Source organism: Pseudomonas sp. NPDC099000 (assembly GCF_044759925.1).
GTDB lineage: Bacteria > Pseudomonadota > Gammaproteobacteria > Pseudomonadales > Pseudomonadaceae > Aquipseudomonas.
In genome coordinates this window covers 39139-65644 of the sequence record NZ_JBIWAF010000008.1, presented here as the reverse complement: position 1 = coordinate 65644, position 26506 = coordinate 39139, and the positions used below count along the sequence as shown (strand labels likewise).

General features: G+C 61.1%; 25 protein-coding genes. 16 read left to right on the top strand and 9 right to left on the bottom strand.

Features of this window, described 5'->3' with window-relative positions; all coding sequences use genetic code 11:
* Nucleotides 1–34: 34 nt before the first annotated feature.
* From ACIQV9_RS12555 to ACIQV9_RS12545, 3 genes are all read left to right on the top strand, one after another.
* On the top strand, nucleotides 35–958 hold the full coding sequence (locus ACIQV9_RS12555; RefSeq protein WP_403101576.1) for a DMT family transporter: 924 nt from the start codon (nucleotides 35–37) through the stop codon (nucleotides 956–958).
* 80 nt (nucleotides 959–1038) lie between these two features.
* Complete coding sequence (locus ACIQV9_RS12550; RefSeq protein WP_403101574.1) at nucleotides 1039–1710, top strand: glutathione S-transferase family protein; 672 nt, start codon at nucleotides 1039–1041, stop codon at nucleotides 1708–1710.
* Nucleotides 1711–1957: 247 nt separating this feature from the next.
* Nucleotides 1958–2545 (top strand): hypothetical protein, encoded by a 588-nt coding sequence (locus ACIQV9_RS12545; protein WP_403101572.1) that lies wholly within the window; start codon nucleotides 1958–1960, stop codon nucleotides 2543–2545.
* A 3-nt stretch (nucleotides 2546–2548) separates the two neighbouring features.
* On the opposite strand, the gene ACIQV9_RS12540 is transcribed toward ACIQV9_RS12545, so the two are convergent.
* From ACIQV9_RS12540 to ACIQV9_RS12530, 3 genes are all read right to left on the bottom strand, one after another.
* Nucleotides 2549–3265, bottom strand: coding sequence for an alpha/beta hydrolase (locus tag ACIQV9_RS12540; RefSeq protein WP_403101570.1), 717 nt, complete (start codon nucleotides 3263–3265; stop codon nucleotides 2549–2551).
* Between the two features lie 198 nt (nucleotides 3266–3463).
* Nucleotides 3464–4576: a succinylglutamate desuccinylase/aspartoacylase family protein gene (locus ACIQV9_RS12535; protein ID WP_403101568.1), complete on the bottom strand. Its 1113-nt coding sequence runs from the start codon at nucleotides 4574–4576 to the stop codon at nucleotides 3464–3466.
* 199 nt (nucleotides 4577–4775) lie between these two features.
* Nucleotides 4776–5555 (bottom strand): ABC transporter substrate-binding protein, encoded by a 780-nt coding sequence (locus tag ACIQV9_RS12530; protein ID WP_403101567.1) that lies wholly within the window; start codon nucleotides 5553–5555, stop codon nucleotides 4776–4778.
* A gap of 245 nt (nucleotides 5556–5800) precedes the next feature.
* Between ACIQV9_RS12530 and ACIQV9_RS12525 the strand changes: the two genes are divergently transcribed.
* Nucleotides 5801–6445: a type 1 glutamine amidotransferase gene (locus ACIQV9_RS12525; protein WP_403101565.1), complete on the top strand. Its 645-nt coding sequence runs from the start codon at nucleotides 5801–5803 to the stop codon at nucleotides 6443–6445.
* Nucleotides 6446–6683: 238 nt separating this feature from the next.
* On the opposite strand, the gene ACIQV9_RS12520 is transcribed toward ACIQV9_RS12525, so the two are convergent.
* Nucleotides 6684–7118: a rhodanese-like domain-containing protein gene (locus ACIQV9_RS12520; RefSeq protein ID WP_403101563.1), complete on the bottom strand. Its 435-nt coding sequence runs from the start codon at nucleotides 7116–7118 to the stop codon at nucleotides 6684–6686.
* 102 nt (nucleotides 7119–7220) lie between these two features.
* Here ACIQV9_RS12520 and ftrA point away from each other — a divergent pair, with 102 nt between their 5' ends.
* The gene (ftrA, locus tag ACIQV9_RS12515) at nucleotides 7221–8195 is read left to right on the top strand and encodes a transcriptional regulator FtrA (RefSeq protein ID WP_403101561.1); all 975 of its coding nucleotides are present in this window, start codon (nucleotides 7221–7223) and stop codon (nucleotides 8193–8195) included.
* Nucleotides 8196–8304: 109 nt separating this feature from the next.
* On the opposite strand, the gene cobF is transcribed toward ftrA, so the two are convergent.
* Entirely contained in the window at nucleotides 8305–9060 is a 756-nt protein-coding gene (cobF, locus tag ACIQV9_RS12510) for a precorrin-6A synthase (deacetylating) (RefSeq protein ID WP_403101559.1), read from the bottom strand.
* Nucleotides 9060–9620: a histidine phosphatase family protein gene (locus ACIQV9_RS12505; protein ID WP_403101557.1), complete on the bottom strand. Its 561-nt coding sequence runs from the start codon at nucleotides 9618–9620 to the stop codon at nucleotides 9060–9062. The genes cobF and ACIQV9_RS12505 overlap by 1 nt, the downstream gene beginning before the upstream one ends.
* A 341-nt stretch (nucleotides 9621–9961) precedes the next feature.
* Between ACIQV9_RS12505 and ACIQV9_RS12500 the strand changes: the two genes are divergently transcribed.
* From ACIQV9_RS12500 to ACIQV9_RS12465, 8 genes are all read left to right on the top strand, one after another.
* The gene (locus ACIQV9_RS12500; protein ID WP_403101555.1) at nucleotides 9962–10816 is read left to right on the top strand and encodes a MurR/RpiR family transcriptional regulator; all 855 of its coding nucleotides are present in this window, start codon (nucleotides 9962–9964) and stop codon (nucleotides 10814–10816) included.
* 2 nt (nucleotides 10817–10818) lie between these two features.
* Nucleotides 10819–11463 carry an isochorismatase family cysteine hydrolase gene (locus tag ACIQV9_RS12495; protein ID WP_403101553.1) on the top strand — a complete coding sequence of 215 codons (645 nt, stop codon included), beginning with the start codon at nucleotides 10819–10821 and terminating at the stop codon, nucleotides 11461–11463.
* Nucleotides 11460–12791, top strand: coding sequence for a glutamine synthetase family protein (locus tag ACIQV9_RS12490; protein ID WP_403101551.1), 1332 nt, complete (start codon nucleotides 11460–11462; stop codon nucleotides 12789–12791). Before ACIQV9_RS12495 ends, ACIQV9_RS12490 begins: the two co-directional genes overlap by 4 nt.
* Nucleotides 12775–13527 carry an N-formylglutamate amidohydrolase gene (locus ACIQV9_RS12485; RefSeq protein ID WP_403101549.1) on the top strand — a complete coding sequence of 251 codons (753 nt, stop codon included), beginning with the start codon at nucleotides 12775–12777 and terminating at the stop codon, nucleotides 13525–13527. The genes ACIQV9_RS12490 and ACIQV9_RS12485 overlap by 17 nt, the downstream gene beginning before the upstream one ends.
* 56 nt (nucleotides 13528–13583) lie before the next feature.
* Nucleotides 13584–14933, top strand: coding sequence for an APC family permease (locus ACIQV9_RS12480; protein WP_403101547.1), 1350 nt, complete (start codon nucleotides 13584–13586; stop codon nucleotides 14931–14933).
* A gap of 119 nt (nucleotides 14934–15052) precedes the next feature.
* Nucleotides 15053–16069: an arginine N-succinyltransferase gene (locus ACIQV9_RS12475; RefSeq protein WP_403101545.1), complete on the top strand. Its 1017-nt coding sequence runs from the start codon at nucleotides 15053–15055 to the stop codon at nucleotides 16067–16069.
* 61 nt (nucleotides 16070–16130) lie between these two features.
* Entirely contained in the window at nucleotides 16131–17165 is a 1035-nt protein-coding gene (astA, locus tag ACIQV9_RS12470) for an arginine N-succinyltransferase (RefSeq protein ID WP_403101543.1), read from the top strand.
* A gap of 301 nt (nucleotides 17166–17466) precedes the next feature.
* On the top strand, nucleotides 17467–18336 hold the full coding sequence (locus ACIQV9_RS12465) for an oxaloacetate decarboxylase (RefSeq protein ID WP_403101541.1): 870 nt from the start codon (nucleotides 17467–17469) through the stop codon (nucleotides 18334–18336).
* A gap of 174 nt (nucleotides 18337–18510) precedes the next feature.
* On the opposite strand, the gene ACIQV9_RS12460 is transcribed toward ACIQV9_RS12465, so the two are convergent.
* Complete coding sequence (locus tag ACIQV9_RS12460; RefSeq protein WP_403101539.1) at nucleotides 18511–19752, bottom strand: M20/M25/M40 family metallo-hydrolase; 1242 nt, start codon at nucleotides 19750–19752, stop codon at nucleotides 18511–18513.
* Nucleotides 19753–20039: 287 nt separating this feature from the next.
* A complete protein-coding gene (locus tag ACIQV9_RS12455; RefSeq protein ID WP_403101537.1) occupies nucleotides 20040–21113 on the bottom strand; it encodes a diguanylate cyclase in 1074 nt (357 codons plus the stop codon).
* A gap of 264 nt (nucleotides 21114–21377) precedes the next feature.
* Here ACIQV9_RS12455 and ACIQV9_RS12450 point away from each other — a divergent pair, with 264 nt between their 5' ends.
* The 3 genes from ACIQV9_RS12450 to ACIQV9_RS12440 all read left to right on the top strand — a co-directional run bounded on the left by ACIQV9_RS12450 (nucleotide 21378) and on the right by ACIQV9_RS12440 (nucleotide 25475).
* Complete coding sequence (locus ACIQV9_RS12450) at nucleotides 21378–22832, top strand: flavin-containing monooxygenase (protein ID WP_403101535.1); 1455 nt, start codon at nucleotides 21378–21380, stop codon at nucleotides 22830–22832.
* Nucleotides 22833–22854: 22 nt separating this feature from the next.
* Nucleotides 22855–23802: an alpha/beta fold hydrolase gene (locus ACIQV9_RS12445; RefSeq protein WP_403101533.1), complete on the top strand. Its 948-nt coding sequence runs from the start codon at nucleotides 22855–22857 to the stop codon at nucleotides 23800–23802.
* 290 nt (nucleotides 23803–24092) lie between these two features.
* Nucleotides 24093–25475, top strand: a complete 1383-nt coding sequence (locus tag ACIQV9_RS12440; protein WP_403101531.1) for a VOC family protein — start codon at nucleotides 24093–24095, stop codon at nucleotides 25473–25475.
* Nucleotides 25476–25566: 91 nt separating this feature from the next.
* On the opposite strand, the gene ACIQV9_RS12435 is transcribed toward ACIQV9_RS12440, so the two are convergent.
* Nucleotides 25567–26244: a type 1 glutamine amidotransferase domain-containing protein gene (locus ACIQV9_RS12435; RefSeq protein WP_403101529.1), complete on the bottom strand. Its 678-nt coding sequence runs from the start codon at nucleotides 26242–26244 to the stop codon at nucleotides 25567–25569.
* Nucleotides 26245–26506: the final 262 nt, after the last annotated feature.

The following is a 26506-nucleotide window of genomic DNA, read 5'->3' as shown; positions in this document are numbered from 1 at the left end:
AGGATGTCGCCCGCTACGTGCTGAAGGAACAGACATGAGTCTCGCATCGTCCCTCGTCCGTACTCCCAATTCAGCCACCGCCGTTGGCGTGATCGCGATCGTTCTCTGGTCCTGCCTGGCCCTGTTGACCACCCTCACCGAAGGCATTCCCCCCTTTGAATTGCTGACGCTGAGTTTCGGCATAGCGTTTGTGGCGAGCCTGGTCATTCTCGGGCGCCGGGGGCTCGCCGGCTTCAGTAGCTGGCGACAGCCCTGGGCGGTATGGGTGACCGGGTTCGTGGGCATTTTCGTTTATCACGCGCTGTATTTTTTCGCGCTCAAAGTCGCCCCGGCGGCTGAAGCCAGCTTGATCAACTACCTGTGGCCGCTATTGCTGGTGCTGCTCTCGGCATTTTCGGCCGGGGAAAAGCTGCACAAACGGCAGATGCTTGGCGCGCTGCTGGGGCTGGCCGGCACTGCGTTCATCATGCAACAACACGGCCCGGAGGCTGGCGCATCGATGCCCATCGCCGGTTATCTCGCGGCCTTCGGCTGTGCGCTGATATGGGCCGGTTATTCGGTGATAAACCGACGGTTCAACGACGTGCCCAGCAGCATCATCGGCGGGATCTGCGGTATGTCAGCCGTGTCCGGCCTGATCTGCCATCTGGCTTTCGAAACGACGGTGCAGCCTGATGCCGGCCAATGGACCGCAATTGTGGTGCTCGGCCTCGGGCCGGTCGGGTTGGCATTTCTTGCCTGGGACCACGCCACCAAACACGGCAGTCTGGCGACGCTGGGGGCGCTTTCCTACCTGGCGCCGTTGATTTCGACGTTATTGCTGCTCGCCGTAGGACGCAGCCATGCCGGTCCGATCCTGATCGTCCCTGCCGTGTTGATTATCGCCGGGGCGGTGATCGCCACATCGAGAGCGAGCGATAGAGCCCCCGCAACACGTTCAATCGTTCCGAACGAGTAGAGCAAGAACCTTGCACGTCAATCGAACAGGTTTGCCCCACCATCAGCCTCAGTTCCTACCCACTGACTGAGGCCTACACCATGAAGTTCTTTTTCCACCCTTCGCCGAACCCGATGAAAGTTGCCCTGCTGCTTGAAGAACTGCAAACGCCCTACGAATTGATCGGCGTTGATACGTTCAAGGGCGAGCAACATTTGCCAGCCTTTCTGGCGATCAATCCGAACGCCAAGGTTCCGGCTCTGATCGACGGTGATGCCACCGTGTTCGACTCCCAGGCCATCCTGCTGCATTTGGCGCAAAAGCATCAGCGCTTCCTGCCGACCGCCGTCGCCGGCCAAGCCGAGTTGCTGTCCTGGCTGATGTTTATCGCCACCGGCCTGTCGCCGTTCTCCGGTCAAGCCGTGCATTTTCTGCACCACGCACCGGAAGACCTGCCCTACGCGAAAAACCGTTACCTCAAGGAAGTCGAACGCCACTACCGCGTGCTCGACCAGCGTCTGGCCGATCATCAATACCTGGCCGGCGACACTTACAGCATCGCCGACATGGCGCTATGGGGCTGGGCCAGCTACGCGCATTACATCCTCGGCGAGAATGGCCTGGTGGCCTACCCGAACGTCAAGCGTCTGTTCGATGAAATCAGCGCCCGCCCCGCCGCCCAGCGTGCACAGGGGTTAAAAGAGAAACTGGTGCTGAAGGCCGAGTTCGACGAAGAAACCCGCCGGAACCTGTTTCCGCAGAATCAGGCCTGACACCGCTGTCGGTGTAGAGCTGCCGTTGTGGCGAGGGGGCTTGCCCCCGTTCGGCTGCGAAGCAGTCGTGAAATCAGGCACCGCGCTGTATCAGTAGAACCGTGCATGCAGGATTTACGACTGCTGCGCAGCCGAACGGGGGCAAGCCCCCTCGCCACAAAGGCCCGTTTCCACAGGCCACAGCTGCTACAAACCGTATTCCATGGGATGATTGCGGCGAATGCGCGATCATCCCTGGAGTTTTTGAATGTCATTGTTGAGTAAAAAAGCCGTTGTCCTGTTACTGACGGCGGCCGCCAGCCTGGGGGCTTTGAATGCCTATGCCGCCAAGGCCACTGCCAGCGATAAAGCGCCAGCGCAAGAGGTCTCGATGCTCGGCGGCAAGTTCAAGTTCACCTTGCCCAAAGGCTTCATCGCCAACCCGCTGCCGGCCGGCGACGCGGCCACCGGTACCGCCGGGGCAACGGGCACCATGTACACCAACCAGGCCACCAAAACCGTGGTGATCGCCGCTGAAAACACCATCCCCGGTGGCGCCAACGTCAAGGACAACGACGGTCCGTTCCTCGACTCCGCGGCAACCGACTTCGCCACCGAACAAGCCAAGGCGCTGCCGGACTTCACCAAGCTCAGCGAAAAAAGCCTGACCCAGAAAGGCACCGGACTGGGACTGCGGCAGATCGACAGCACCGCCACCCAAGGCGGCGGCAAAACCCTCGACACCACACTGATGGCCGCGTCCAACACGCGCATGGCGATCGTTCAGGTGATTTCCCGCCTCAGTGACAATGCCGGCCACGAGACACTGGTCAAACAGATCGTCACGGGCAAATAAGACTCAAGGATTGAGGCGCTGCAGCCAAGCGTTCAAATCCTGTATTTCGGTGCCACTGATGCTGTGACCGACGCCGGGGTAGGCATGAAATTCAGGCTTGAGTGACAGGCTCTGCAACAGGCTGTCGGCCTCGGTGCCGTCGATGTACGGCAAGCGTTTGTCTACCGTGCCATGACCGATGAAGATCGCCAGCTTCTGGCGTTTTTCATCCGGTTTGAGTTCGGATTTCAGCAGCGGCAGAATCCGCCCGCTCAGCGCCGCAATGCCGCCCACCGCCTCGGGCTGACGCAACGCCACCTCGTAGGACATGATCGCGCCCTGGCTGAAACCCACCAGGAACACCTTGTCGGGCTCAGTGTGATATTTCTTCGTCGCCTGTGCGATGAAATCCAGCAGCACCTGGCCGCTGGCCTTCAGATCATCGGTCTCACCGTTGTAGGCAGCGTTGCCCTTCTCGCGAAACCACTTGTAACTGCCCTCTTCCATCGTCATCGGTGCCCGCACGGACAGGAAGTTGTAGTGCGCCGGCAACTCATCCTTGATGTCGAACAGGTCCTGCTCGTTACTGCCGTAACCGTGGAGGAAAATCACCAGGGGCTGGTGGCGGGATTCGGGGTTAGCCTGCTCCAGGTACTTGAGCGGCAGATCGGTGTGCAGCGGGGTTTGAGCGTGGACGGTGGTGCTGGCCAGCAGCGTCAGCAGAGCGAGAAACTTCAACATAAGCCTTCCTTCACACGTGCAGGATTCGGGAGAGAGCCTAACACTGTGCGCACAGCAAGGGGATTTGTGGTGCTGCTGACTGATCGTTCCCACGCTCTGCGTGGGAATGTCTCCTCGGACGCTCCGCGTTCGGCTTTGGAAGGGACGCAGAGCGTCCCGGGCTGCATTCCCACGCAGAGCGTGGGAACGATCAAATCCTCAGTCGTTTACCAGTTTCCCAACCCGAATCGGCTCACGCCCCGCCACTTTCGCCTGCCACGTCCCCGGCTGCGTATACCGCCCGCGATCAATTGCAAACAACACGCCGCTGGTCCCGGCGCGCACGGTGGTCACGCGGTCACTCAGTGGATCAACCACCTCAAACAGCGCATCGCCCTTCTCCACCCACTCACCCGAATCACGCAGAAAACTCACCACTCCGTGATGCGGCGCGAACAGGTATTCGGTGCCTTCGAGCGGCATGCCTTCGCAGCACTCGCTCGGTGCCGCAGGCCACGTTCCGGTGATAAAACCTTGCTCGGCAAGGAACCCGAGAATCGCCTCGCAGTTGGCCTGGGCTTGATCGACCCGCGTATCGCCCATGCTGCCCAGTTCCAGCGTCGTCGCCAGGTTGGCCGGGGGAATCGCCGCCTCGGGGAAGGTCCGCGCCAGGCGCAACCACGGCGACGAGCAGGACTCGTCAAATGAACTGCCGCCGGAGTCTTCACAGAGCAACGCCACCCCGGCCTTCAGACGCGCGGCCAGGGATTGCCACTGCGGCCAGTGCTGCGGCAAGGCATACAGATGAATCGCCGCGTCGAAATCGCAATGCAGGTCCAGCGTGATGTCGGCGTCGCAAGCGTGGCGCAACAGCAAGCGGTGCATGGCCTCCAGTTGCGAGGCCGGTGCCGGCAAGTCGTCGAGGACCCGGCCCATGGTCTGGCGAATCAACGCGATGTTGGCCTGCGCATCTTTACCCAGCTGGTCGCCAATCAACGCGGCCACCGGGGCGCTGAGTTCGACGAAGGCGCGGTTGAAGTTCTTGCCGCTGCCCAGCTCGAAGCGGCCCATGTGGCTGCCTTGCAGGTGCTGGTCGAGGCCGATTGGATTGGCCACCGGCACCAGTTCGATCACGCCCTGCAACTGGCCCTGGGTTTCGAGTTCGGCCAAGCGCTTCTTCAGCTCCCAGGCCGTGCGCATGCCGGGCAATTCGTCAGCGTGCAGGCTGGCCTGGATGTAAACCTTGCGAGTGCCCGCGCCATAACGAAACACGCTGAGGGTGCGTTCGGTGCCCAGGTGGCTCCAGGGCAGAGGATGGTCGATGCGTTGCATGGGAACTCCGATATAAGGGGCACTGAGATCACCTGGAGCGAGCCTGCTCGCGAAGGCGGTGTGTCAGTCAACATAAATGCATCTGACCCACCGCTTTCGCGAGCAGGCTCGCTCCTACAAGGGATTTCATTTCAACAGAGAGTGCGCATAAAAAAAGTGGCAACCGCGTCAACGGTTGCCACTTTTTTGAACGGCGTGATTACTGGCCGTAAACGTCAAAGTCGAAATACTTGTCTTGCACTTGCTTGTACTTGCCGTTGGCGCGGATTTCAGTGATAGCTGTGTTGAATTTGTCTGCCAGCGCGGTATCGCCCTTGCGCACAGCAATACCGGCGCCGCCGCCGAAGTACTTGGCGTCTTCGTAGGTCGGGCCGACGAAAGCGAAGCCTTTACCGGCGTCGGTTTTCAGGAAACCGTCGTCCAGGTTGACCGAGTCGGCCAGCAGCGCGTCGACGCGACCGGACACCATGTCCAGGTTGGCTTCCTGCTGGGAGCCGTAACGTACCAGTTCAATCCCGGCCGGCACCAGCACTTCGGTGGCGAAGCGGTCGTGGGTACTGGCGCGCAGCACACCGACTTTCTTGCCCTTGAGTTCGGTCAGCGGGTCCTTGATGTCGGTGCCTGCCTTCATCACGAAACGGGCCGGGGTGTGGTAGTACTTGATGGTGAAATCGACGTTCTTCTTGCGATCGTCAGTGATGGTCATGGACGACAGGATCGCGTCGATTTTCTTCACTTTCAGTGCCGGGATCAGGCCATCGAATTCTTGCTCGACCCAGGTGCACTTCACTTTCATCTGCTCGCACAGTGCGTCGCCGATATCGACGTCGAAACCGGTGAGTTTACCGTCAGGGGTTTTCATCGAGAATGGCGGGTAACCGGCTTCGATACCGATGCGGATCGGCTTGGCGTCCTCGGCCACGGCGGTCAGGGACAACATCGACAGTGCCAGGGCACCAAACATCACTAGCTTCTTCATTTATAACTCCTGTGTGCGGAGGCTTTTATTGGCAGCTTTCGAATGACTTTCGGTCGGTAAAGATCGAAGTGGCCGGCAGTTTAGAGTGGCTTCAAATGGGCAAACTGTGTTTAAGCGACAAATACTTATAGAAAAGTGGCCGCCCTATTCAAAGCCCTTGAAGCGTGCGCCAAGGTGGTGCAAGGACTGTAGGACAAGCCCTTTTTCCAGACAATACCTACACGCAAAAACTACAGAGAGCACCGATGCCAACGTTGAATCTGATCCAGCATCATCCCGCCGAAGGTCCTGGCGCCATTGCCGATTGGGCAGAGTCCCGAGGGGTGACGCTGAACGTCTTTCGCGCCGACCTCGGCCAGTTACCGCCGGTGAGTGCAGCGCCCGTGATCGTGTTGGGCGGGCCTTATGAATCCAATGCCGGGCCGGCGTGGCTGGAAGCAGAACGACAGTGGCTGGCGGCAAGCCTGGGTCAGGGCGCGGCGGTGTTTGCGATTTGTCTGGGGGCACAGTTGCTGGCGTTGAGTCTGGGTGGGAAGGTGCGGCGGATGGATCGGACCGAAACCGGCTGGACCACCGTTACATTTAGCGATGGCCAGGCACTCAAGGTGCTGGAGTGGCACGAAGACGCGATCAACCTGCCGACCGATGCGCAATTGTTGGCCAGCAGTGATCAATGTGAGCAACAGATGTATCACGTGGGGCCGACGCGGCTGGGCCTGCAGTTTCATCCGGAGTGGGATGCGGAGTCGGTGGCGATGCTTAATGAACACTTCGCCGAGGAATCACCCCTGCCTCAGGGGCAACAGGACAGCGCCGCCCATGCAGCGGTGTTTGAGTGGTTGCAGGCGACGCTGGATCAGTGGTGGGCAGCGTCCTCAAGCGTTCGCTGAAAATTACGGATTGACGGGCTCCTGTGGTGAATGGGGCCTCTGTGGCAAAGGAGCTTTTGTGGTGAGGGGGCTTGTCGGACCGCCGCACCGCCCCGTTGGGTTGCGCAGCAGCCCCAAAATCTCGGCAGCGTCGAAGATTTTGGGAGCGCTTCGCACTCCAACGGGGCGGTGCGGCGGTCCGACAAGCCCCCTCGCCACAAAAGCTCCCTCGCCATAAATGTTCAGTTTTGTCCGAACGTCAGCATTCACAACCGATGGCCGTGGTGGCAGGCCGTTGCACCGCAACATTCAATTCCAACCCCTCATCCAGCCACCCGGTCACACCACCGATCATCTCCTTGACCGGGTAACCCAGCACCGCCAGTTTCAACGCCGCCTTGTGCACACCGTTACAGTGCGGCCCGGCGCAATAGACCACAAACAAGGTGGACGTCGGGTAGTGCGCCAGGCCCTCGGCGGTGAGCAGGCGTCCCGGAATGTTGATCGCGCCGGGCACGTGCCCGCGTTCGAACGCCAACGGTCCGCGCACATCCACCAGGACAAAATCCACCTCGCCGGCCTGTTGGCTGCTGTACACGTCGGAACAATCGGTTTCAAAGGTCAGACGGTTGCTGAAGTGCATCAGGGCAATGGCCGAAGGGGCTGCGGGAATGGCGCGAACCAGGCTGGTCATGGGCGGTACTCCAACGTCTTGAGTGGGTGTGAGAAGACTTTATCCGCCCGGCGCTTGCGGCTACAGTGGCGGACAAGACACTCACCGGGAACTTTCCGCCAAATGCAACCGAACCCTGGATTGGTCGCGATTCTGGCCTACGACGGCCTCTGTACATTCGAATTCGGCATCGCCGTGGAGATCTTCGGCCTGGCGCGGCCGGAGTTCGATTTTCCCTGGTATGAGCATCGTATCGTCGCCGTGGATCAAGGCCCGATGCGCGCCATGGGCGGCATTCAGGTGCTGGCCGATGGCGGCATGGAGCTACTCGAAGACGCCCGCACGATCATCATTCCCGGTTGGCGCGACCGCAACGCGCCGGTGCCGGAACACTTGCTCGCCGCCCTGCGCCAGGCCCATGCGCAGGGTGCGCGGTTGCTGTCGATCTGCTCCGGCGTGTTTGTGCTGGCGGCGACCGGCCTGCTGGACGGTCACGGCGCCACCACGCATTGGCGCTACGCCGCTGAGTTGGCCGAACGTTTTCCGAACATTCTGGTGGACCCTGACGTGCTCTATGTCGACTCCGGCCAGTTGATTACATCGGCCGGCAGTGCGGCGGGCATCGATGCGTGCCTGCACCTGGTAGCGCGGGATTTCGGGACGCAGGTGGCCAACTCGGTGGCGCGGCGCCTGGTCATGTCGCCGCAACGCACCGGCGGGCAGGCGCAGTTTATTCCTACGCCCGTCAGCCCGACGCCGCGCAGCGATTTGTCTCGTGTCATGCAGTGGGCGCGGGAGCGCTTGCATGAACCGCTGGAAGTTCGCGAACTGGCGAGCGAGGCGGCCATGAGTGAACGGACCTTTCTGCGCCGGTTTACCGAGGCCACCGGCATGCCGCCCAAGGCGTGGTTGCAGCATGAGCGGCTGGCGCGGGCGAGGGAGTTGCTGGAGAGCACCAATCAAAACACCGATCAGATTGCCGAGCTGTGCGGGTACCGGTCGGTGGAGAGTTTTCGGGTGGCGTTTCGTGGGGTGGTGGGTGTGCCGCCGTCGGTGTATCGGGAGCGGTTTGGGCGTGGGTTAAAGGCGATGACTTGAGGTGCGCTTGAGGGCCTCTTCGCGGGCAAGCCTCGCTCCTACCAGGGCAACGCGATACCCGTAGGAGCGAGGCTTGCCCGCGAAGGCGTCAGCCCAAGCACCGCTTACCTCAAGGCTTGCGCAACAGGTAGGTATCCATAATCCACCCATTCGCCACTCGCGCCGCCTTGCGCACTCGCTCGATCTCATCCGCCACATCCTTGAGCTTGCCGCTGATCAAAATCTCATCCGGCGTCCCCAGATAAGCCCCCCAGTAAATCTCCGTCTCCTGATCCGCCACCTGATGGTAGGAATCCTCGGCATCGAGCATCACCACCAGGCTATCGGCATCGCTCACCTGCCCCGCCGCCAGCCGTCGGCCGGTGGTGATTTCAATCGAGCGGCCAATGCGATTCAGCGGCACTTTATGCTGCGCCGCCAGCGCCTGAACGCTGGTGATGCCGGGGATCACGTCATACTCGAACGCACAGCGGCCCGAGGCCAGGATCGCCTGCAAAATCCGCAGGGTGCTGTCGTACAGCGCCGGATCGCCCCACACCAGAAAACCGCCGCACTGGTCGTCGGACAGTTCCTCATTGATCAGCCGCTCGAAGGTCTGCTGCTTGGCGAGGTTCAGATCTTCGATGCTGGTCTTGTAGTCCACTTCCCCGCGCTCGCGCTCCGGGCTGTGGGCCTCGACGAAATGGTAGTCATGATCGGTGATGTAGCGTTCGCAGATCTCACGGCGCAGGTCGATCAATTTGTCTTTGCTCTGGCCCTTGTCCATCAGGAAAAACACGTCGACGAGGTTCAGTGCCTTCACGGCCTGCATCGTGATGTAGTCGGGGTTGCCGGCGCCGATGCCGATGACCAGCAGCTTTTTCATCAAATGTCTCCTTCAAGCAAACGCAGGCGCCAGCGGCCGGTGAACCGTAACTCGATGGCCGACAACGGTTCGACGTCAATCAGGTTGAACGCCTTGGCCTGCAACACCTGCGTCAGTGCCGCGCGAATGACAAAGGGATGGGTGATGGCAAGGATAGGCCCCGGTGTGGCCTCAAGGGACTTGAGCCATTGCGCCACGCGCTCAGCGAGCTGCGCGACCGACTCACCGCCATGGGGCGCCGAGGTCGGATCGTCGAACCAGGCCTGCAGCGCCTCGGGCTCGGACTTTTGCAGGTCATTGATCCGTATCCCGCTCCACCGTCCGAAGTCGCAATCCCTCAGCGCCGGGACGATTTCAACATTATTGCCAAACAACTCGGCCGTCTGCTGCGTGCGCAACTCCGGCCCGCAGAGCAGGCGTGGCGCCCCCTCGAACTGGCTGCTGCGCGAACCCTTCGCCGACTCCTCATAACATTCCAATGGCTCATTCATAGGCAAACTCGCCAATTTTTGTGCGACGGTTCGCGCATGGCACATCAGGGTCAAACGGGTTGCCTGCACGGTTTATCACCCTGTCGATGAAATGGAAGACGGCACGATGCCGTCGATAATGACGCAATTGTGCCGCAAGAACCGCAATCCAGGGCGTTTCCTTTGAACCAGCTACCACGGGGACACAACTCAACCAACCAATGAATTTAGGTAATCTCTGACACCCTTGCGGGCGATGGACTACAACGCCAGTCGACTTCCGTGTAGCCCTCAGCGCACGGGCTTTTCGCCCCATTTCAGGGCCTGGAAAAACCACGGAAAAATTCACTAGACATGTAGCGTGCGCTACATAAATACTGTTTTAGCAATTTATGAAACAAAATCGACACACCCATCCAGCAGGAGCCCGGATGCCCTCTCTCAGAGACCTGATCACCGATCCCGGCCTGGACCTTACGCCGGCGGAACGCAAAGTCATCCGTGCCTTATTGGACCAGTACCCACGTAACGGGCTGGGGCCGATGTCACGTTTGGCCGAACATGCCGGTGTCAGCGACCCCACCATTGTGCGGCTGGTGAAAAAACTGGGTTTCAGCGGTTACGCCGATTTCCAGGATGCCTTGCTCAGCGACATGGACCACCGCCTGCGGTCCCCCAGTGCCTTGTTACAGCTTCGTTCTCATCTGCAGAAGGGCGACGCCTGGAGCCATTACCTGGCGGACAGCCACCGGGCGCTGGTGGATACCCATGCGCTGACACAACCCGAAGACGTGCGGATTCTGGTCGAATGGCTGCTCGAAACACGCCACCAGGTTCACTGCTTTGGTGGGCGCTTCAGCAGTTTCCTCGCCAGTTATCTGCTCAACCATTTGCGCCTGCTGCGTCCGGGCTGTTTCGCCCTGGAAGACAACGCGCAACTGCCCGACCGGCTGTTCGACGTGCAGCGCCAGGACGTGGTGCTGGTGTTCGACTATCGCCGCTACCAGTCACAGGCCCTGCGCGTAGCCAATGCGGCAAAAAACCGATACGCCCGCGTGGTGTTGTTCACTGATATCTATGCTTCACCGCTGCGGGAAATGGCCGACCTGATTATCAGTGCGCCGGTGGAATCGGTGTCGGCCTTCGACTCCATGGTGCCGGCGCTGGCCCAGGTCGAGGCGCTGATCGCCTGCCTGACCCTGCGCAGCCCGGAGCTGGCCGATCGCCTGGAAGGCATCGATGCCCTGCGGACCGACTTCGACACCCACCTGCTGGAGGATAAATAAGGATGTTCACGCTCCCCCACCACTCGCCCCGGGACCTGCCGTTCACTGCCGATCACACCGCGCTGTTGCTGGTGGACATGCAGCGGGCCTGGCTCGAACCGCAGTTCGACCCGCACCTCAACGGACCGGACGGCGAATACTTCCTGACCCGCACCCACATGCAGGTGGTGCCCAATCAACGCCGGTTGCTCAGTGCCTTTCGCAGCGCAGGGCAAAACGTACTGCACACGATTATCGAAAGCCTGACCGCCGACGGCCGCGACCGCTCGCTGGACCACAAGCTCTCGGACATGCACTTGCCCAAAGGCAGCGCATCGGCGCAGATCATCGACGACCTGACGCCAACGGAAAACGAAATCGTCCTGCCCAAGACCTCCTCCGGGGTCTTCAACTCCACCAACATCGACTACGTACTGCGCAACCTTGAAACCCGGCACCTGATCATCGCTGGCATCGTCACCGACCAGTGCGTGGACATGGCCGTGCGTGACGCCGCCGACCGTGGCTACCTGGTGACGCTGGTGGAGGATGCCTGTGCGACCTACACGCCGGAGCGTCATCAAGCCTGCCTGAATGCGATCAAGGGTTACTGCTGGATCACCGACACCCAGACCGTGCTCGGCCGGTTGCAGGAGATGCAAGCATGAACGAACGCCTGTCGCCGCTGCCCATGACCACCCTCGTCACCACCGACCTGATCGGTGTGACGCGTGGCCGCTCGTTCCCGACGGACGAGCTTGAACACTATCTGACGACGGGCTGCGGCTGGGTGCCGGCCAACAGCGCCCTGACCCCGCAAGACATCATCGCCTCCACCAACCCGTGGGGCGCGTATGGCGATTTACGGCTGATTCCCGACCTGAGCAGCCGGGTGACGGTCAGCAATGGCCCGGATTCCACGGCCCCGGCGCTGGACTTCATCCACAGCGACATTCACGAAACCGATGGCCGCCCGTGGGGCGCCTGCCCACGCACGTTGCTGCGCAATGAAGTGGAGCGGTATCGCGCCGAACTGGGCCTGCAGGTCAACGCCGCGTTCGAACATGAATTCAACCTGCGCAGCGGCGCGGCCGATCAACGGGCGTTCTCCCTTGAGGCCCAGCGTCAGGGCGCCGAGTTCGGTGGCTGGCTGCTCAGCGCCTTGCGCGCCGGTGGCGTCGAACCGGAAATGTTCCTACCCGAATACGGCAAGCATCAATACGAAATCACCTGCCGCCCCGCCTTCGGTGTCGCGGCGGCGGACCGTGCGGTGAACGTGCGCGAGATCACTCGCGAGATCGCCCGGCAGATGGGCCTGGGCGTGAGCTTCGCGCCGAAGACGTCCGAGCATGCCGTGTGCAACGGCGTCCATTTGCATGTCAGCCTGCTGGATCTGGACGGCCAACCGGCGATGTACGACGCCGGCACGATCAATGGCCTGTCCACCCTCGGCCAGCACTGGGCCGCCGGCATCCTGCATTACTTGCCGGCACTCTGCGCGTTTACCGCACCGACACCGGTGTCCTACGAGCGTTTGCAGCCGCATCACTGGAGCGCTTCCTACGCTTGCCTCGGCCAGCGCAACCGCGAAGCGGCGTTGCGGATCTGCCCGACGGTGAGCCTGGGCGGCAAATCGGTGGCGGCGCAATACAACCTGGAATTTCGCGCCATGGACGCCACGGCGTCGCCGCACCTGGCCATGGCCGCACTGCTGATCGCCGGTCGCCTGGGCATCGAGCAACGCCTGGCCTTGAACGCGATCACCGATGAAATCCCCGATTCACTGAACGAAGAACAACGCCAGGCCCGCGGCATCGTCGCCCTGCCCGCGTCACTTGCCGAGGCGCTCGAGTGCCTGCGCAACAGCGAGGCGCTGCTCGAAGCCATGCCGAGCGCGTTGATGGACACCTGGTTCGCCCTTAAAACCGAGGAGTTGACGCTGACGGAACAGCTGTCGCCCGCCGAACGCTGTGAGCACTATGCACGCCTGTACTGAATCCGCTGAACTCGGTCTTTTTACCGAGCCCGCGTACACCCTGAGCCGCGAAGACTCGGCGCACCCGTTGATTCTGGTGTGCGAACACGCCAGCCGTTTCATCCCGCCCGGGTTGAATGACCTGGGCTTGAGTCATGACGCGGCCCGCGAACATATCGCCTGGGACATTGGCGCGTTGGCGCTGGCGCAAGGTTTGTCCCATGCACTGGGAGCGACGTTGCTGGCGGCCAATTACTCACGGCTATTGATTGACCTCAACCGCCCGCGTCATGCCCCGGACAGCATCCCGCCGCAGAGCGAGATTTATCAGATACCGGGTAATCGGGATCTGGACGAGGCCACCCGCGAGTACCGCCGCGAATGCCTGTTCAAACCGTTTCATGCGCGGCTGCAAACCTTGATCGACCAGCGTGTCACACAAGGGCGGCCGGTCCGGGTGGTCGGCATTCACAGCTTCACCCCGGTTTACCACGGCCAGCCGCGCGCGCTGGAAGTCGGCGTGCTGTTTGGCGAAGCCAAGGGCTACGCCCAACGATTGATTGACGGGTTGAGCCAGCACCCCTTGAAGGTCGCCGGTAATGAGCCGTACAAAATCAACCCGCTGGGCGACATGACCGTGCCGGTGCACGGTGATGCACGAGGACTGGAATCGGTGTTGATCGAGGTGCGCAACGATCTGCTGCGCACCCCTGAAGAAGTCAGTCGCTGGACCGCTTACCTGGCACCGCTGTTGTAAGAAATCGCGTCAAACCCGCAGCGTGCAGCTGCTTTCATCCCAAGGAGTAGAGCTTCATGGAAATAGAAGAATTCGGCTACAAGCAAGAGTTGAAACGTAGCCTGTCGCTGACCGACCTGGTGGTGTACGGGATGATCTTCATGATCCCCATCGCCCCGTTCGGTGTGTACGGTTACGTCAACGCCGAAGCGCCCGGGATGGTGCCGCTGGCCTACATCATCGGCATGGTCGCGATGCTGTTCACCGCCCTGAGTTACGGCAGCATGGCGCGGGCCTTTCCGATTGCGGGCTCGGTGTATTCCTACGCGCAACGCGGCCTCAACCCGCATGTCGGGTTTATCGCCGGCTGGCTGATGCTGCTCGATTACCTGCTGATTCCACCGCTGCTCTACGTGTACGCGGCCATGGCGCTGAATCACCTTTACCCGGACATTCCCAAGGTCGGTTTCATCCTGGCGTTTCTGGTCAGCGCGACTTTCGTCAACCTGCGGGGCATCACCTTCACCGCCCGCATGAACATTGTCTTTCTGCTAGCGCAACTGGTGGTGCTGGGGATCTTCCTGTTCTACGCCTGGAATGCGCTGCACAGCGGCGGCGGCAACGGTCAGCTGACCCTGGCGCCGTTATACAACCCCGACACCTTCAATTTCGCCCTGCTGATGCAAGCCGTGTCGATTGCGGTGCTGTCCTTCCTGGGTTTCGATGCGATCTCCACCCTCGCCGAAGAAATCAAGGGCGACCCGGGCCGCAGCGTTGGCAAGGCAGCGTTGATCACGCTGGTGGTGATGGGCGTGATCTTCGTCGTGCAAACCTGGATTGCCACTGACCTGGCGGCTGGCATGGGCTTCACTTCCGCCGACACCGCGTTCTATGAAATCGCCGAAATTGCTGCCGGCAGCTGGCTGGCCACACTGACTGGCGTGGCCACGGCCCTGGCCTGGGGCGTGGCGGTTGCCATCACGTCACAAGCGGCGGTATCGCGCCTGCTGTTCGGCATGGCCCGGGACGGCAAATTGCCGAAAGTGCTGGCCAAGGTTCACCCGAAACACAACACCCCGTACCTGAGCATCTATCTGGTGGCCGTGCTGTCGCTGGTGATCTGCTACCTGTTCATCAACTCGGTGGACACCCTCACCTCGCTGGTGAACTTCGGCGCGCTGAGCGGTTTCATGTTGCTGCACCTGACCGTCATCAATTACTACTGGCGTCGGCAGAAGTCCGGCCAGGTGATCCGTCACCTGGTTTGCCCGGTGATCGGCTTCATCATCGTCGCGGCCATCATGTACAACATGGGCGTCGATGCACAAAAACTCGGCCTGATCTGGATTGCCTTGGGCCTGGTGTATCTGTTTTTTCTCAACAAGCTGGGCGCCAGCACGGCGTTGCCCGACCCGAGCAACGGCTGACAAGAAAAAGAGCGGCGTCTGACAAGAAATCAGGCGACCGCCGATTTAATGCGTGGAAACCGACAGTGATAGTCAGGTTCGGCACACATCACCGAACCCTTTGATACAGGAGTACATCCATGCTGGTCTTACGCCCAGTCGAGTTAACCGACCTGCCCCAGTTACAGCAACTGGCGCGCGACAGCCTGGTCGGTGTCACGTCCTTGCCGGACGACACTGAACGCCTGCGCTTGAGGATTCTTGACTCCGGCGCCTCGTTCGACAAAGACGTGGAGGTTCATGGCCCGGAGAACTATTTCTTCGTGCTGGAGGATCTCGCGGCCCGGCGTCTGGTGGGGTGCTCGGAAATCCTTGCCACCGCCGGCTTCAACGAACCGTTCTACAGTTTGCGCAACCGTCACTTCACAAGCGCCTCGCGGGAGCTGAACATCGAACACGGCGTACCGGCGTTGTCGTTGTGCCAGGACCTCAGCGGCCACACCTTGCTGCGGGGCTTTCATATCGACACGGCGCTGGTGCGCACACCGTTTTCGGAGTTGCTGTCCCGGGCGCGCCTGTTGTTCATTGCCGCCCATTCGCAGCGCTTTGCCGAAGCGGTGATCACCGAGATCGTCGGTTTCAGCAGCGATGAAGGGCAATCACCGTTCTGGGATGCGCTGGGCAAGCATTTCTTCGACCTGCCCTACGCCGAGGCCGAGCGGCTCTGCGGTCTGGAGAGCCGGACCTTCCTCGCCGAACTGATGCCGCAATACCCGATCTACGTGCCGATGCTGCCCCAGGCGGCACAGGATTGCATCGGCCGGATCCACCCCGATGGCCAGGAGGCCTTCGATATTCTTGAGCGCGAGGGGTTTGAAACCAACAGCTACATCGACTTGTTCGACGGTGGCCCGACGCTGTATGCGCGCACCTCGAACATTCTCTCCATCGCCCAAAGCCAGACCGGCACGGCGCAACGGGCTTCGCTGATCGATGCGCGTGGCCGTTACCTGGTGAGCAACGATTCGCTGAAGGAGTATCGCGCCATCGTCGCCGAGCTGAATGTCCAGGCCGGGAAACCGGTGGGGTTGAGCGCCGATATGTGTGCCGCCCTGAATGTCACCGATGGCAGCCCGATCCGGCTGATTGCCCTGTGAGCAGCACCCGGCCCCGTGCCCAACGACAGCGCCCGAACTGGCGCGAAGAAGGAGCTGCATCATGATAGTCCGCCCGGTTCACATCACCGACCTGCCCGCCTTGATGGATCTGGTGCAGCAGGCCGGCCCCGGTTTTACCACCCTGCCGGCCAACGAAGAACGCCTGGTGCACCGGGTGCGCTGGGCCCAACGGACCTTCGCCGAGCAGGTCGAGCGTGCGGATGCCGATTACTTGTTCGTGCTGGAAGATGACGACCAGCAAGTGGTCGGCATCAGTGCGTTGGCCGGCGCCGTCGGCCTGCGTGAACCCTGGTACAACTACCGGCTCGGGCTGACGGTCAGTTCATCGCCGGACCTGGGGATTCAGCGGCAGATTCCGACGCTGTTTCTGAATAATGAAATGACCGGCCAATCGGAAATCTGCTCGCTGTTTCTGCGACCCGATCAACGCCACGGCAGCAACGGTCGGTTGCTGTCCTTGGGGCGTCTGCTGTTCGTGGCCGAGTTCCCGCACCTGTTCGGCGACAAACTCATCGCCGAACTGCGCGGCAGCGCCGATGAACACGGCTGTTCACCGTTCTGGGACAGCCTGGGCCGGCACTTCTTCAAGATGGATTTCAGCCACGCCGATCACCTGTCGGGGCTGGGCAGCAAATCGTTCATCGCCGAACTGATGCCACGCCAGCCGCTCTACACGTGCCTGCTCACCGAACAGGCCCAGGCCGTCATCGGCAAGGCGCATCCAAACACCGAACCGGCACTGAAGATCCTCAAGGCCGAAGGTTTTGTGCATCAGGGCTACATCGACATCTTCGACGCCGGACCGGTGATCGAAGCACCGATCGCGAAAATCCGCACCGTGCGCGACAGCCAGCCGCTGGTTTTGGCCATCGGCACGCCTGACGAGCAGGCCCCGGTGTGGCTGATCCACAACCGCCGCCTGGAAAACTGCCGTATCACCACCGCTCAGGGCCGGTTGGTGGGCAACAGCCTGATCGTCGACCGACTCACGGCCAAACGCCTGCAACTGCAACCGGGGAATTCGGTGCGAGCAGTGCCGCTGGCCAATCGGCAGCAGCACGCTGTCGCGGCTTGATCAGATCCTGAATCCTCCCCACCTCTACAGAGGGTTTACCTGTGGCGAGGGGGTTTACCCCCGTTGGGCTGCGTAGCGGCCCCAAAACCTGCCACCCTATATTTCCAGACACACCGCGCCCATCGTTTTACGACTGCTGCGCAGCCGAACGGGGGCAAGCCCCCTCGCCACAGGAACAGCGTCATCCTCTCAGTGCAAAATTCGTCATCATCTTCCCCTCGTCCGCGTGATAGCCTTTTGTTCCTTCGGCGTTGACACCTTTGCTCAAGCCTTTCCATTCCTTTGTATTGGTGGAACTCATATGTCCAGGCTTTCTCATCAAGATTTGCGCCGTAACTTCCGCGAGCTGTTTGCTTCCAACGCCTGCTATCACACGGCGTCGGTCTTCGACCCGATGTCGGCCCGCATTGCCGCTGACCTCGGTTTTGAAGTGGGAATCCTGGGTGGCTCGGTCGCGTCGTTGCAGGTGCTGGGCGCCCCCGACTTTGCCTTGATCACCCTCAGCGAGTTCGCCGAACAGGCCACGCGCATCGGCCGTGTCGCTCAATTACCGGTCATCGCCGACGCCGACCACGGCTACGGCAACGCGCTCAACGTGATGCGCACCATCGTCGAACTGGAACGCGCCGGTATCGCCGCCCTGACCATCGAAGACACCCTGCTGCCGGCGCAATTCGGCCGCAAATCCACCGACCTGATCGGCGTGGCGGAAGGCGTCGGCAAGATTCGCGCGGCACTGGAAGCCCGGGTCGACTCGGAAATGGCGATCATCGCGCGCACCAACGCCGGGATCCTGCCGATCCAGGAAATCATCAGCCGCACCAAGCAATACCAACAAGCCGGGGCGGACGGGATCTGCATGGTCGGCGTGCGGGACTTCGATCACCTCGAACAGATTGCCGAACACCTGAGCGTGCCACTGATGCTCGTCACCTACGGCAACCCGTTGCTGCGTGACGACAAACGCCTGGCCGAACTGGGCGTGCGGGTGACCATTGATGGTCATGGCGCGTACTTCGCGGCGATCAAGGCGACGTATGACAGCTTGCGTGAGCAACGGCAGATCTTTACCCAGGCGTCGGATTTGAGTGCTACCGAGCTGACTCATACGTATACGCAGCCTGAGGAATACATCCGTTGGGCGGAAGAGTTTATGAGTGTGAAGGAATAACCGTTCAGCAGATGTTGTTGTAGTGACTGCAATGTCACACCGCTACTGTTTGATCGTTCCCACGCTCTGCGTGGGAATGCAGCCCGGGACGCTCTGCGTCCCCTCCAAAACCGAACGCGGAGCGTCCGTTGAGGCATTCCCACGCAGAGCGTGGGAACGATCAGCGGGGGTGAATCAGTGCTTGGTCAACTCCATAATCATCCGCGACAGCAGGTAAATCCGCGGCGCCACGCTTTCTACCTCCGCGTACTCTTCAGGGGTATGAATATTGCCGCCAACAATCCCGAATCCATCCAGCGTCGGCGTGCCCACACCGGCCGAGAGGCTGGCATCCGCCGCTCCGCCGCTGCCTTCTTCTGTCAACTTGCGCCCGATCTCGCCGTAAATTCCCTGCGCCATGGCCATCAGCCGATCCGATTCCGCCGTCTGCGGCATCGGCGGCAAACCGCGCTGTAGTGTGGTGGTGACTTCGGTGTCCGGAATCAGCTTGTCCTTGGACACCCGCGCCAGGTCCTTCTCGATCCGGTCGAACTCTTCCGGCACCGCTGCCCGCACGTCAGCCTTGGCCGTGGCCTGGTCCGGAATCACGTTGGTGCGGTCGCCCGACTTGATCACGGTAAAGTTGATGGTGGTTTTTTTCTCGGCGTCGCCCAGTTTGCCGAGCTGCAGAATCTGGTGCGCCGCCTCCATCGCCGCGTTGCGTCCCAGCTCCGGTGCAACACCGGCATGCGCGGCTTTGCCTTTGACTTCCACCACCGCCGTCGCGCTGCCTTTGCGCCACACCACCAGGCCATCCGCCGGGCGGCCCGGTTCGAGGTTGAGGGTCACGTCGTGGGCCTTGGCGGTTTTCTTGATCAGGTCGGTGGCGATGTCCGAGCCGGTCTCTTCGCTGGCGTCGAGCAGAAAGGTGATTTGCGCGTAGTCCTTGAAGTCGAGGTTCTTCAGCACTTTCAGCGCGTAGATCCCGGCGACGATGCCGCCCTTGTCGTCCATCACGCCCGGCCCGTAGGCGCGACCGTCCTTGATGTGGAACGGGCGTTCGGCGGCCGAGCCTTCCTTGAACACCGTGTCCATGTGCGCCATCAGCAGGATTTTCGCCTTGCCGGTGCCTTTGAGGGTCGCGATCACGTGGCTGCTTTTGTCCGGTGTGTTGGGCACCAGTTCGATGGTGGCGCCGAGTTTTTTCAGCTCGTCGATGGCGATGTCGCGCACTTGTGTCAGGCCGGGTTCATAGCCGGAACCGGAGTCGATGTTCACCAGCCGCTCCAACAGTTTCAGGGCTTCACCCTTGTACTGCTCGGAATCGGCGAGGACTTGTTTGTGGGGTTCGGCGAAGGCTGCAGGGGAGAATGTACTGAGGGCGAGGGTCAGGCCAAGGCTGGTGGCCAGCAGGGAACGAGGGAGATTGAGCGTCATGAATCGATCCTTGTTTCGTGTCGGGGAACCGAAACCCTACCTCACCGAGCCGCTTGGCTCTATGCCCAATGCGACACCAACCGACCTGACACACCACCCCTCCCCTGTGGGAGCGGGCCCTTGTGGCGAGGGGATTTATCCCCGTTGGGCTGCGAAGCGGCCCCAGATCTACCATCGCGTTTTTTCAGGCATACCGCGTTCAGCGATTTACGACTGCTTCGCAGCCGAACGGGGATAAATCCCCTCGCCACAAGGGCCCGCTCCCACAGGGGGACGTGTGTGGGCCCTCAGACCGGGTCGAGCAATTCGTGCTGGGGTTTGCCGTCTATGCGGCAGATAACGCGGTTGCGGCCGGTGGTCTTGGCTTCGTAGAGCGCCTGGTCGGCGTCATTGAGCCACAGGGTGGCGTCGGTGTGTGACGGGTCGAACGCCGCCAGGCCAATGCTCAAGCTGACTTTCAGCGCCGGGTTCTGCTCGTAGCCCAGGGTCGCGAAGCGATCACGCAAGGCGTCCATGGCAGCCGCTGCGCTATCGAGGGGCAAGTCCGGGAGGAGCACGCAGAACTCGTCACCGCCATAGCGCCCCGCCACATCGGTCGCCCGCAGGTTCTGCTTGAGCATTTTGCTCAGTTGCCGCAGCACGATGTCCCCGGCGACGTGGCCGTAGGTGTCATTGATGGTTTTGAAATGGTCGATGTCGATCAACGCAATCGCACCGCCCTGCTGCTGGCGTTGGCAACGCTGGAATTCAACTTCCAGCTGGTCCTTCCAGGCGCCATGGTTCAGCAGGCCGGTGAGGCTGTCGGTACGGCTCAGGGCCAGCAGTTCGCGTTTTTGGCGGCCCAGGGTGGTGGCCTGTTGAAAGCAGATCCAGCCCAGCGCCAGTGGATACAGGACCAGCAGGGGCAGACAGGCGTACAGCTGCAACGGGCTGGTTTGCGTGACAAAAGCCGGTGTGAATACCAGCAGGCCGACACCGATCCCGAGAATCTGCGCGACCGTGCCCACCAGCAGGAACCGCAAACCACCGATCGCCACGTTGTTCATGGCCATCATGGACAGCGTCGCCGCGCTCGGCAGCGGATTGAACTGCATCGCAGCGACCCAGAAACCGCCGAGAAAGGCGTCGACCAGGATGTTGCGATGCTCGGCGTGAAAGGGCACCTTCGCCCGACGCGCCCATTGATAGGCAACATGCGGCCAGAGCACGCCATTGACCAGCATCAGCACCCAGACCCACGGCGCCGGGTTGAGTGGATACATCGCCGCGCCTACGCACAACAGGCCCAGGGCCAAGCCCAGGGTTCGCGATGTATAGAGCCTTCTGGCCAGTGAAAGCCCTTTTCCTCCCGTTTTTCCCATAAGGGCCTCTGCGTCACAGAACGGAACCTGACCACACAAGGGTTGCGGGTGTGCTGGGAGTCTATCAGGGCGAAGTTAAATAGCCATCACCGGCGGGCGCGCGGTTCCGTAGGAGCGAGGCTTGCCCGCGAATGGGACACCGTGGTGCATAAGGCGGACCGCGTCATCGTTCTTCGCGAGCAAGCTTCGCTCCTACAAGTTATGTGGCCGATGTTTGGGCTATACATGAAGGGAGAATCAGATAATCGATAAAAAAGGAGGCCCATGCAGACCTTTCAGGTGTTGATCATCGGCAGCGGTTTTGGCGGTCAGTGCGCGGCGATCAATTTGCTCAAGGCAGGCATCGACGATTTTCGCCTGCTGGAACGACGGGACTTTTTTGGCGGCACCTGGTGCCAGAACACCTACCCCGGCGCGGCCGTCGATGTGCCCTCGCCGCTCTACTCACTGTCTTTCGCCCCCTACCGCTGGACGCAAATGTTCGCCGATCAGGCTGAACTGCACCACTACACCCAGTACGTGGTGGAGCACTTCGGCCTGCGGGACAAGGTCGAACTGCAAGCCAATGTCGAGCGCATCGAATGGGACGCCGACGGCCAGCGCTGGGCGGTGCACACCGGCGCCAAAGGCACGTTTTACGCGCAGTTCCTGATCAACGCCACGGGGCCGCTGAGCCAACCCGTCGTCCCACACTTCGAAGGCCAGGAACGCTTTCAGGGAAAGACTTTTCATACAAACAACTGGGATCACTCCTTCGACTATCACCACAAACGTGTCGCCATCGTCGGCAGCGGCGCCAGTGCGGCGCAGGTGATTCCCGCCATTGCCCCCGACGTCGAGCACCTGCATGTGTTCCAGCGCACGCCGCATTGGGTATTGCCCCGGGCCGACCGCACCTTCGGGCCTTTCCAGCGTTGGCTGCTGGGCCTCAAACCGGCGTACAAGCTGCTGCGCTGGATGCTCTACTGGCAGTTCGAAACCCGGGTGATTGCCTTCAAATACTCGAAGCCGGCGATCCGCATGGTCCAGCACCACGCCCTGCGCTTCCTCAAACGCCAGGTGCCCGACCCGGAATTACGCCGCAAACTGACACCGGACTTCACCATCGGCTGCAAGCGCGTGATTGTCTCAAGCACCCTTTACCCGGCGCTCGGCCGCCGCAACGTGACGCTGCACAGCCGCGAGCAAGGCATCGCGTCCATCGACGAAACCGGCATCGTCACCCAGGACGGTCAGCACATCGACCTGGACCTGATCGTCTGGTCCACCGGGTACGACGCCACCGACGGGGTGATTTCCTACCCGGTCACCGGCAAAAACGGCACCCGGCTCAAAGACGTCTGGGCCCAGTACCCGCGGGCTTATCTGGGCACCAGCCTGCCGGACTTTCCCAACCTGTTTATCGTCACCGGGCCCAACACCGGCATCGGCCACACCTCGGCGCTGTTCATCATCGAATCCCAGATGAATTACATCCTCGACTGCATTCGCACGCTCAAAGAACAGGGTTTGCGCAGCATCGAAGTACGCCCCGAGGCAGAACGTACCTACACTGAGATGATCCACCGCGAAATGGAGCGCACCGTCTGGAAGTCCGGGGGCTGCCACAGTTGGTATCAAAGCAGGAGCGGTCATGTGATCGCCATGTTTCCGGGGTTTAGTTTCAGCTATCACCGGTTGACCCGGGCACTGAAACCCGCTGACCACATTTTGTCCTGATCACGTAAAAGGAAGATGCCTGATGCTTGTGTTGGTTGCCGTTATCGCGGTTTTCGTGGCCTGGAGCTGGCTGAGCTACCCCGCCATCGGTCACTGGCTCTATGACCTGAATATGGCCCTGGAAGCCAAGCTGTATCGGCTGCACAAAATCGTCGTACCGATTACGGAAATGACCGTCTCGACCTGGCAAGGCGGGCCATATGAAGCGTCCAGCAGTGTGTTGATGCTGCACGGCTACAGCGCCGACAAGAACGTCTGGCTGCGCTTCGCCCGGCACTTTGTCGGCAACTATCGGGTGATCATTCCCGACATCGCCGGTCACGGCGAAACCGGGTTCAAGGCCGGTGGCGGCTACGACATCCCGCTGCAGGCCAAACGGATGATCCAGTTGCTAGACGTTTGCGGAGTCGAAAAAGTCCATGTGATCGGCAACTCGATGGGCGGCTACATCGCGGCGTGGCTGGCGGCGACGTACCCGGACCGGATCGCCTCCGTCGCCCTGATCGATCCGGCCGGCGTCACCGCCCCCGAGGCCAGTGACCTGGAGCGGCATCTGGCCAAGGGGCACAACCCGTTTTTGATTCATTCACGGGAAGAATTCCGGCGCTTCTACGCCATGACCATGGCCGAACCACCGTGGGTACCCGGCGTGGTGCTGGACGCCATCGCGCAGCGTTATGAACAGAGTCGCGATGAGCTGGAAGAAATCTTCAACGACTTCCGTGCCAGCCCGCCGATGGAACCGAAACTGCCCGACATCAAGTGCCCGGCGCTGTTGCTGTGGGGGCACAAGGATCGCTTGATCGATGTCAGCAGCGTGGCCGTCTGGAGTAAAGGCATTGCTGATTTGCGCGTGGACATCTGGGACCACATCGGCCATATGCCGATGGTCGAACAACCGGCCAATACCGCGCGGTTGTATGGGGAGTTCCTGGGGTCGTTGCGCTCGGAAAGCCGTTCACACCTGTAATCCCTAGCCCCATATAGCTGCCCTGTGGCGAGGGGGCTTGCCCCCGTTCGGCTGCGAAGCAGTCGCAAAACCTGAACGCAGGGTCTATCTGATGCACCGCGTTGTTGAATTCACGACTGCTTCGCAGCCGAACGGGGGCAAGCCCCCTCGCCACAAGGTGGCATCTACAGGCAGTTGTGAATGCAGTCCTTGGCAGAATGAAGTCCGTAAGATTCTTCGTTTGTCGGCGTTGCAGAAGGCTGCGATCTTTTCCCACATCCTTCACGTCACCCGCGCCAGGAATTTTTTTCATGAGCCACCCAAGCTTCGTCAGCCCTGAACTGATCCGCCAACGCTTCTCCAAAGCGATGTCCGACATGTACCGCGAAGAAGTCCCGCTGTACGGCGCGCTGATGAAGCTGGTGGAGCAGACCAACCGTCACGTGCTGGACAGCGATCCGCAGGTGGCCCGCCAGCTGGACAGCACCGGCGAAATCGAGCGGCTGGACCTGGAGCGTCACGGCGCAATTCGCGTCGGCACCGCTGAGGAACTGGCCACCCTCGCCCGACTGTTCGCGGTCATGGGCATGCAACCCGTCGGCTATTACGACCTGACCCCGGCCGGCGTACCGGTTCACTCCACCGCGTTCCGCGCCGTGCACGAAGCCGCCTTGCAAGTCAGCCCGTTCCGGGTGTTCACCTCCCTGCTGCGCCTGGAACTGATCGAAGACCTGGAACTGCGAGCCTTCGCCCAGTCGGTGCTGGATAAACGCCAGATCTTCACCCCGGCAGCCCTTGCCCTGATCCAGCGCGCCGAAACCGCGGGCGGTCTGACCGAACAAGAGGCCCAGGACTTCGTCGAACAGGCACTGGAAACCTTCCGCTGGCACCACAGCGCCACCGTCACCGCCGAGCAGTACCAGAAACTCAGCGCACAGCATCGACTGATCGCCGACGTGGTGGCATTCAAAGGCCCGCACATCAATCACCTGACACCGCGCACCCTGGACATCGACATCGTCCAGGCGCAAATGCCCGCCCACAGCATCACGCCCAAAGCCGTCATCGAAGGCCCACCTCGCCGCCAGTGCCCGATCCTGCTGCGCCAGACCAGTTTCAAGGCGCTCGACGAGCCGATTGCCTTCATCGATCAAGCCGGGACGCGCGGCAGCCACAGCGCACGCTTCGGTGAAATCGAACAGCGCGGCGCAGCGCTCACGCCGAAAGGCCGGGCGCTTTACGACCGTTTGCTCAACGCCGCCCGTGACGAGTTGCAGGACTTCCCCAACGAGGCCAATGCCGCACGTTACAACGCGCTGATGGCGCATCACTTTGGCGAATTCCCTGACACCTACGAAGGCATGCGCCAACAGGAACTGGCGTACTTTCGCTATTTCGTCACGGAAAAAGGCCTGGCAGCGGATGAGCTGAAATCCTTGACCCTGGACGATCTGCTCAGCGGCGGATATTTGCGGGTGGAACCGTTGGTGTATGAGGATTTTCTGCCGGTCAGTGCGGCGGGGATTTTCCAGTCGAACCTGGGGGATACGGCGCAGGTGAATTATGGCGTGCATTCGAACCAGCAGGCGTTTGAACAAGCGCTGGGGCGGCCGACCATTGACGAACTGGGGTTGTATGCCGAAACGCAGCGGCGCTCGATCGAACAGTGTTTTGCCGCGTTGAACCTTCGCTAGTCACCACTGAACTGTAGGAGCATGGCTTGCCAGCGAAGGCGTCTTCAAAACCGCCTTCGCCGGCAAGCCGTGCTCCTACAAGGTCCTGCGTTTACTTGAGTTTCGCCAACAACGCCTCAGCCGCAGCCTCGGACGACGCCGGATTCTGCCCGGTGATCAACAGGCCATCGGTGAGCACATAACTCGCCCAATCTTCGCCCTTGGAATAATTGCCGCCCTTCTCCTTAAGCATGTCCTCCACCAGAAACGGCACGACATTCGTCAGTTGCACCGCCTCTTCCTCAGTGTTAGTAAACCCCGTCACGCGCTTGCCTTTGACCAATGGCTGGCCATCCGCACCCTTGACGTGACGCAGCACACCCGGTGCGTGGCAAACGGCCGCGACCGGTTTACCTGCTTTGAAAAACGCTTCGATCAGCGCGATCGAGTTCTTGTCTTCGGTCAGATCCCACAACGGACCATGACCGCCCGGGTAGAAAACCGCGTCGTAATCTTGAGCCCTCGCGCTGCTAAGCAGAGCGGTAGACGCCAATGCCGACTGGGCTGCGGAATCTTTGCGGAAGCGCTCGGTGGCAGCGGTTTGCGCGTCCGGCTCGTCGCTTTTCGGGTCCAGCGGCGGCTGGCCACCCTTGGGCGAGACCAGGGTCAGTTGAGCACCGGCGTCCTTGAAGGCGAAGTACGGCGCGGCGAATTCTTCCAGCCAGAAGCCGGTTTTCTTACCCGTATCACCCAATTGATCGTGGGACGTTAAAACCATCAGGATTTTCATGTCGTTCTCACTCCACTTCCAGGTTGTTCGGACGCTCGACGGCGCTGTTTTTATGGACCACTCGGCCCGTCGATTCGTTGCACCGGGTTACCGGCACCTTCAAGTGATGGCGCAAGGCCTTTCTGCGCAAGAAGTTGCGCACTGCTCCCGCCAAACGCGCTTGCAGGATCGCTGATCGCCCGGCCAGTCAGGCTCTCCAGCCGAGTGCGCAAGTTCTTGCGCAGTGCTGCGCAAGAACTTGCGCACATTCAGGTGGCACCGC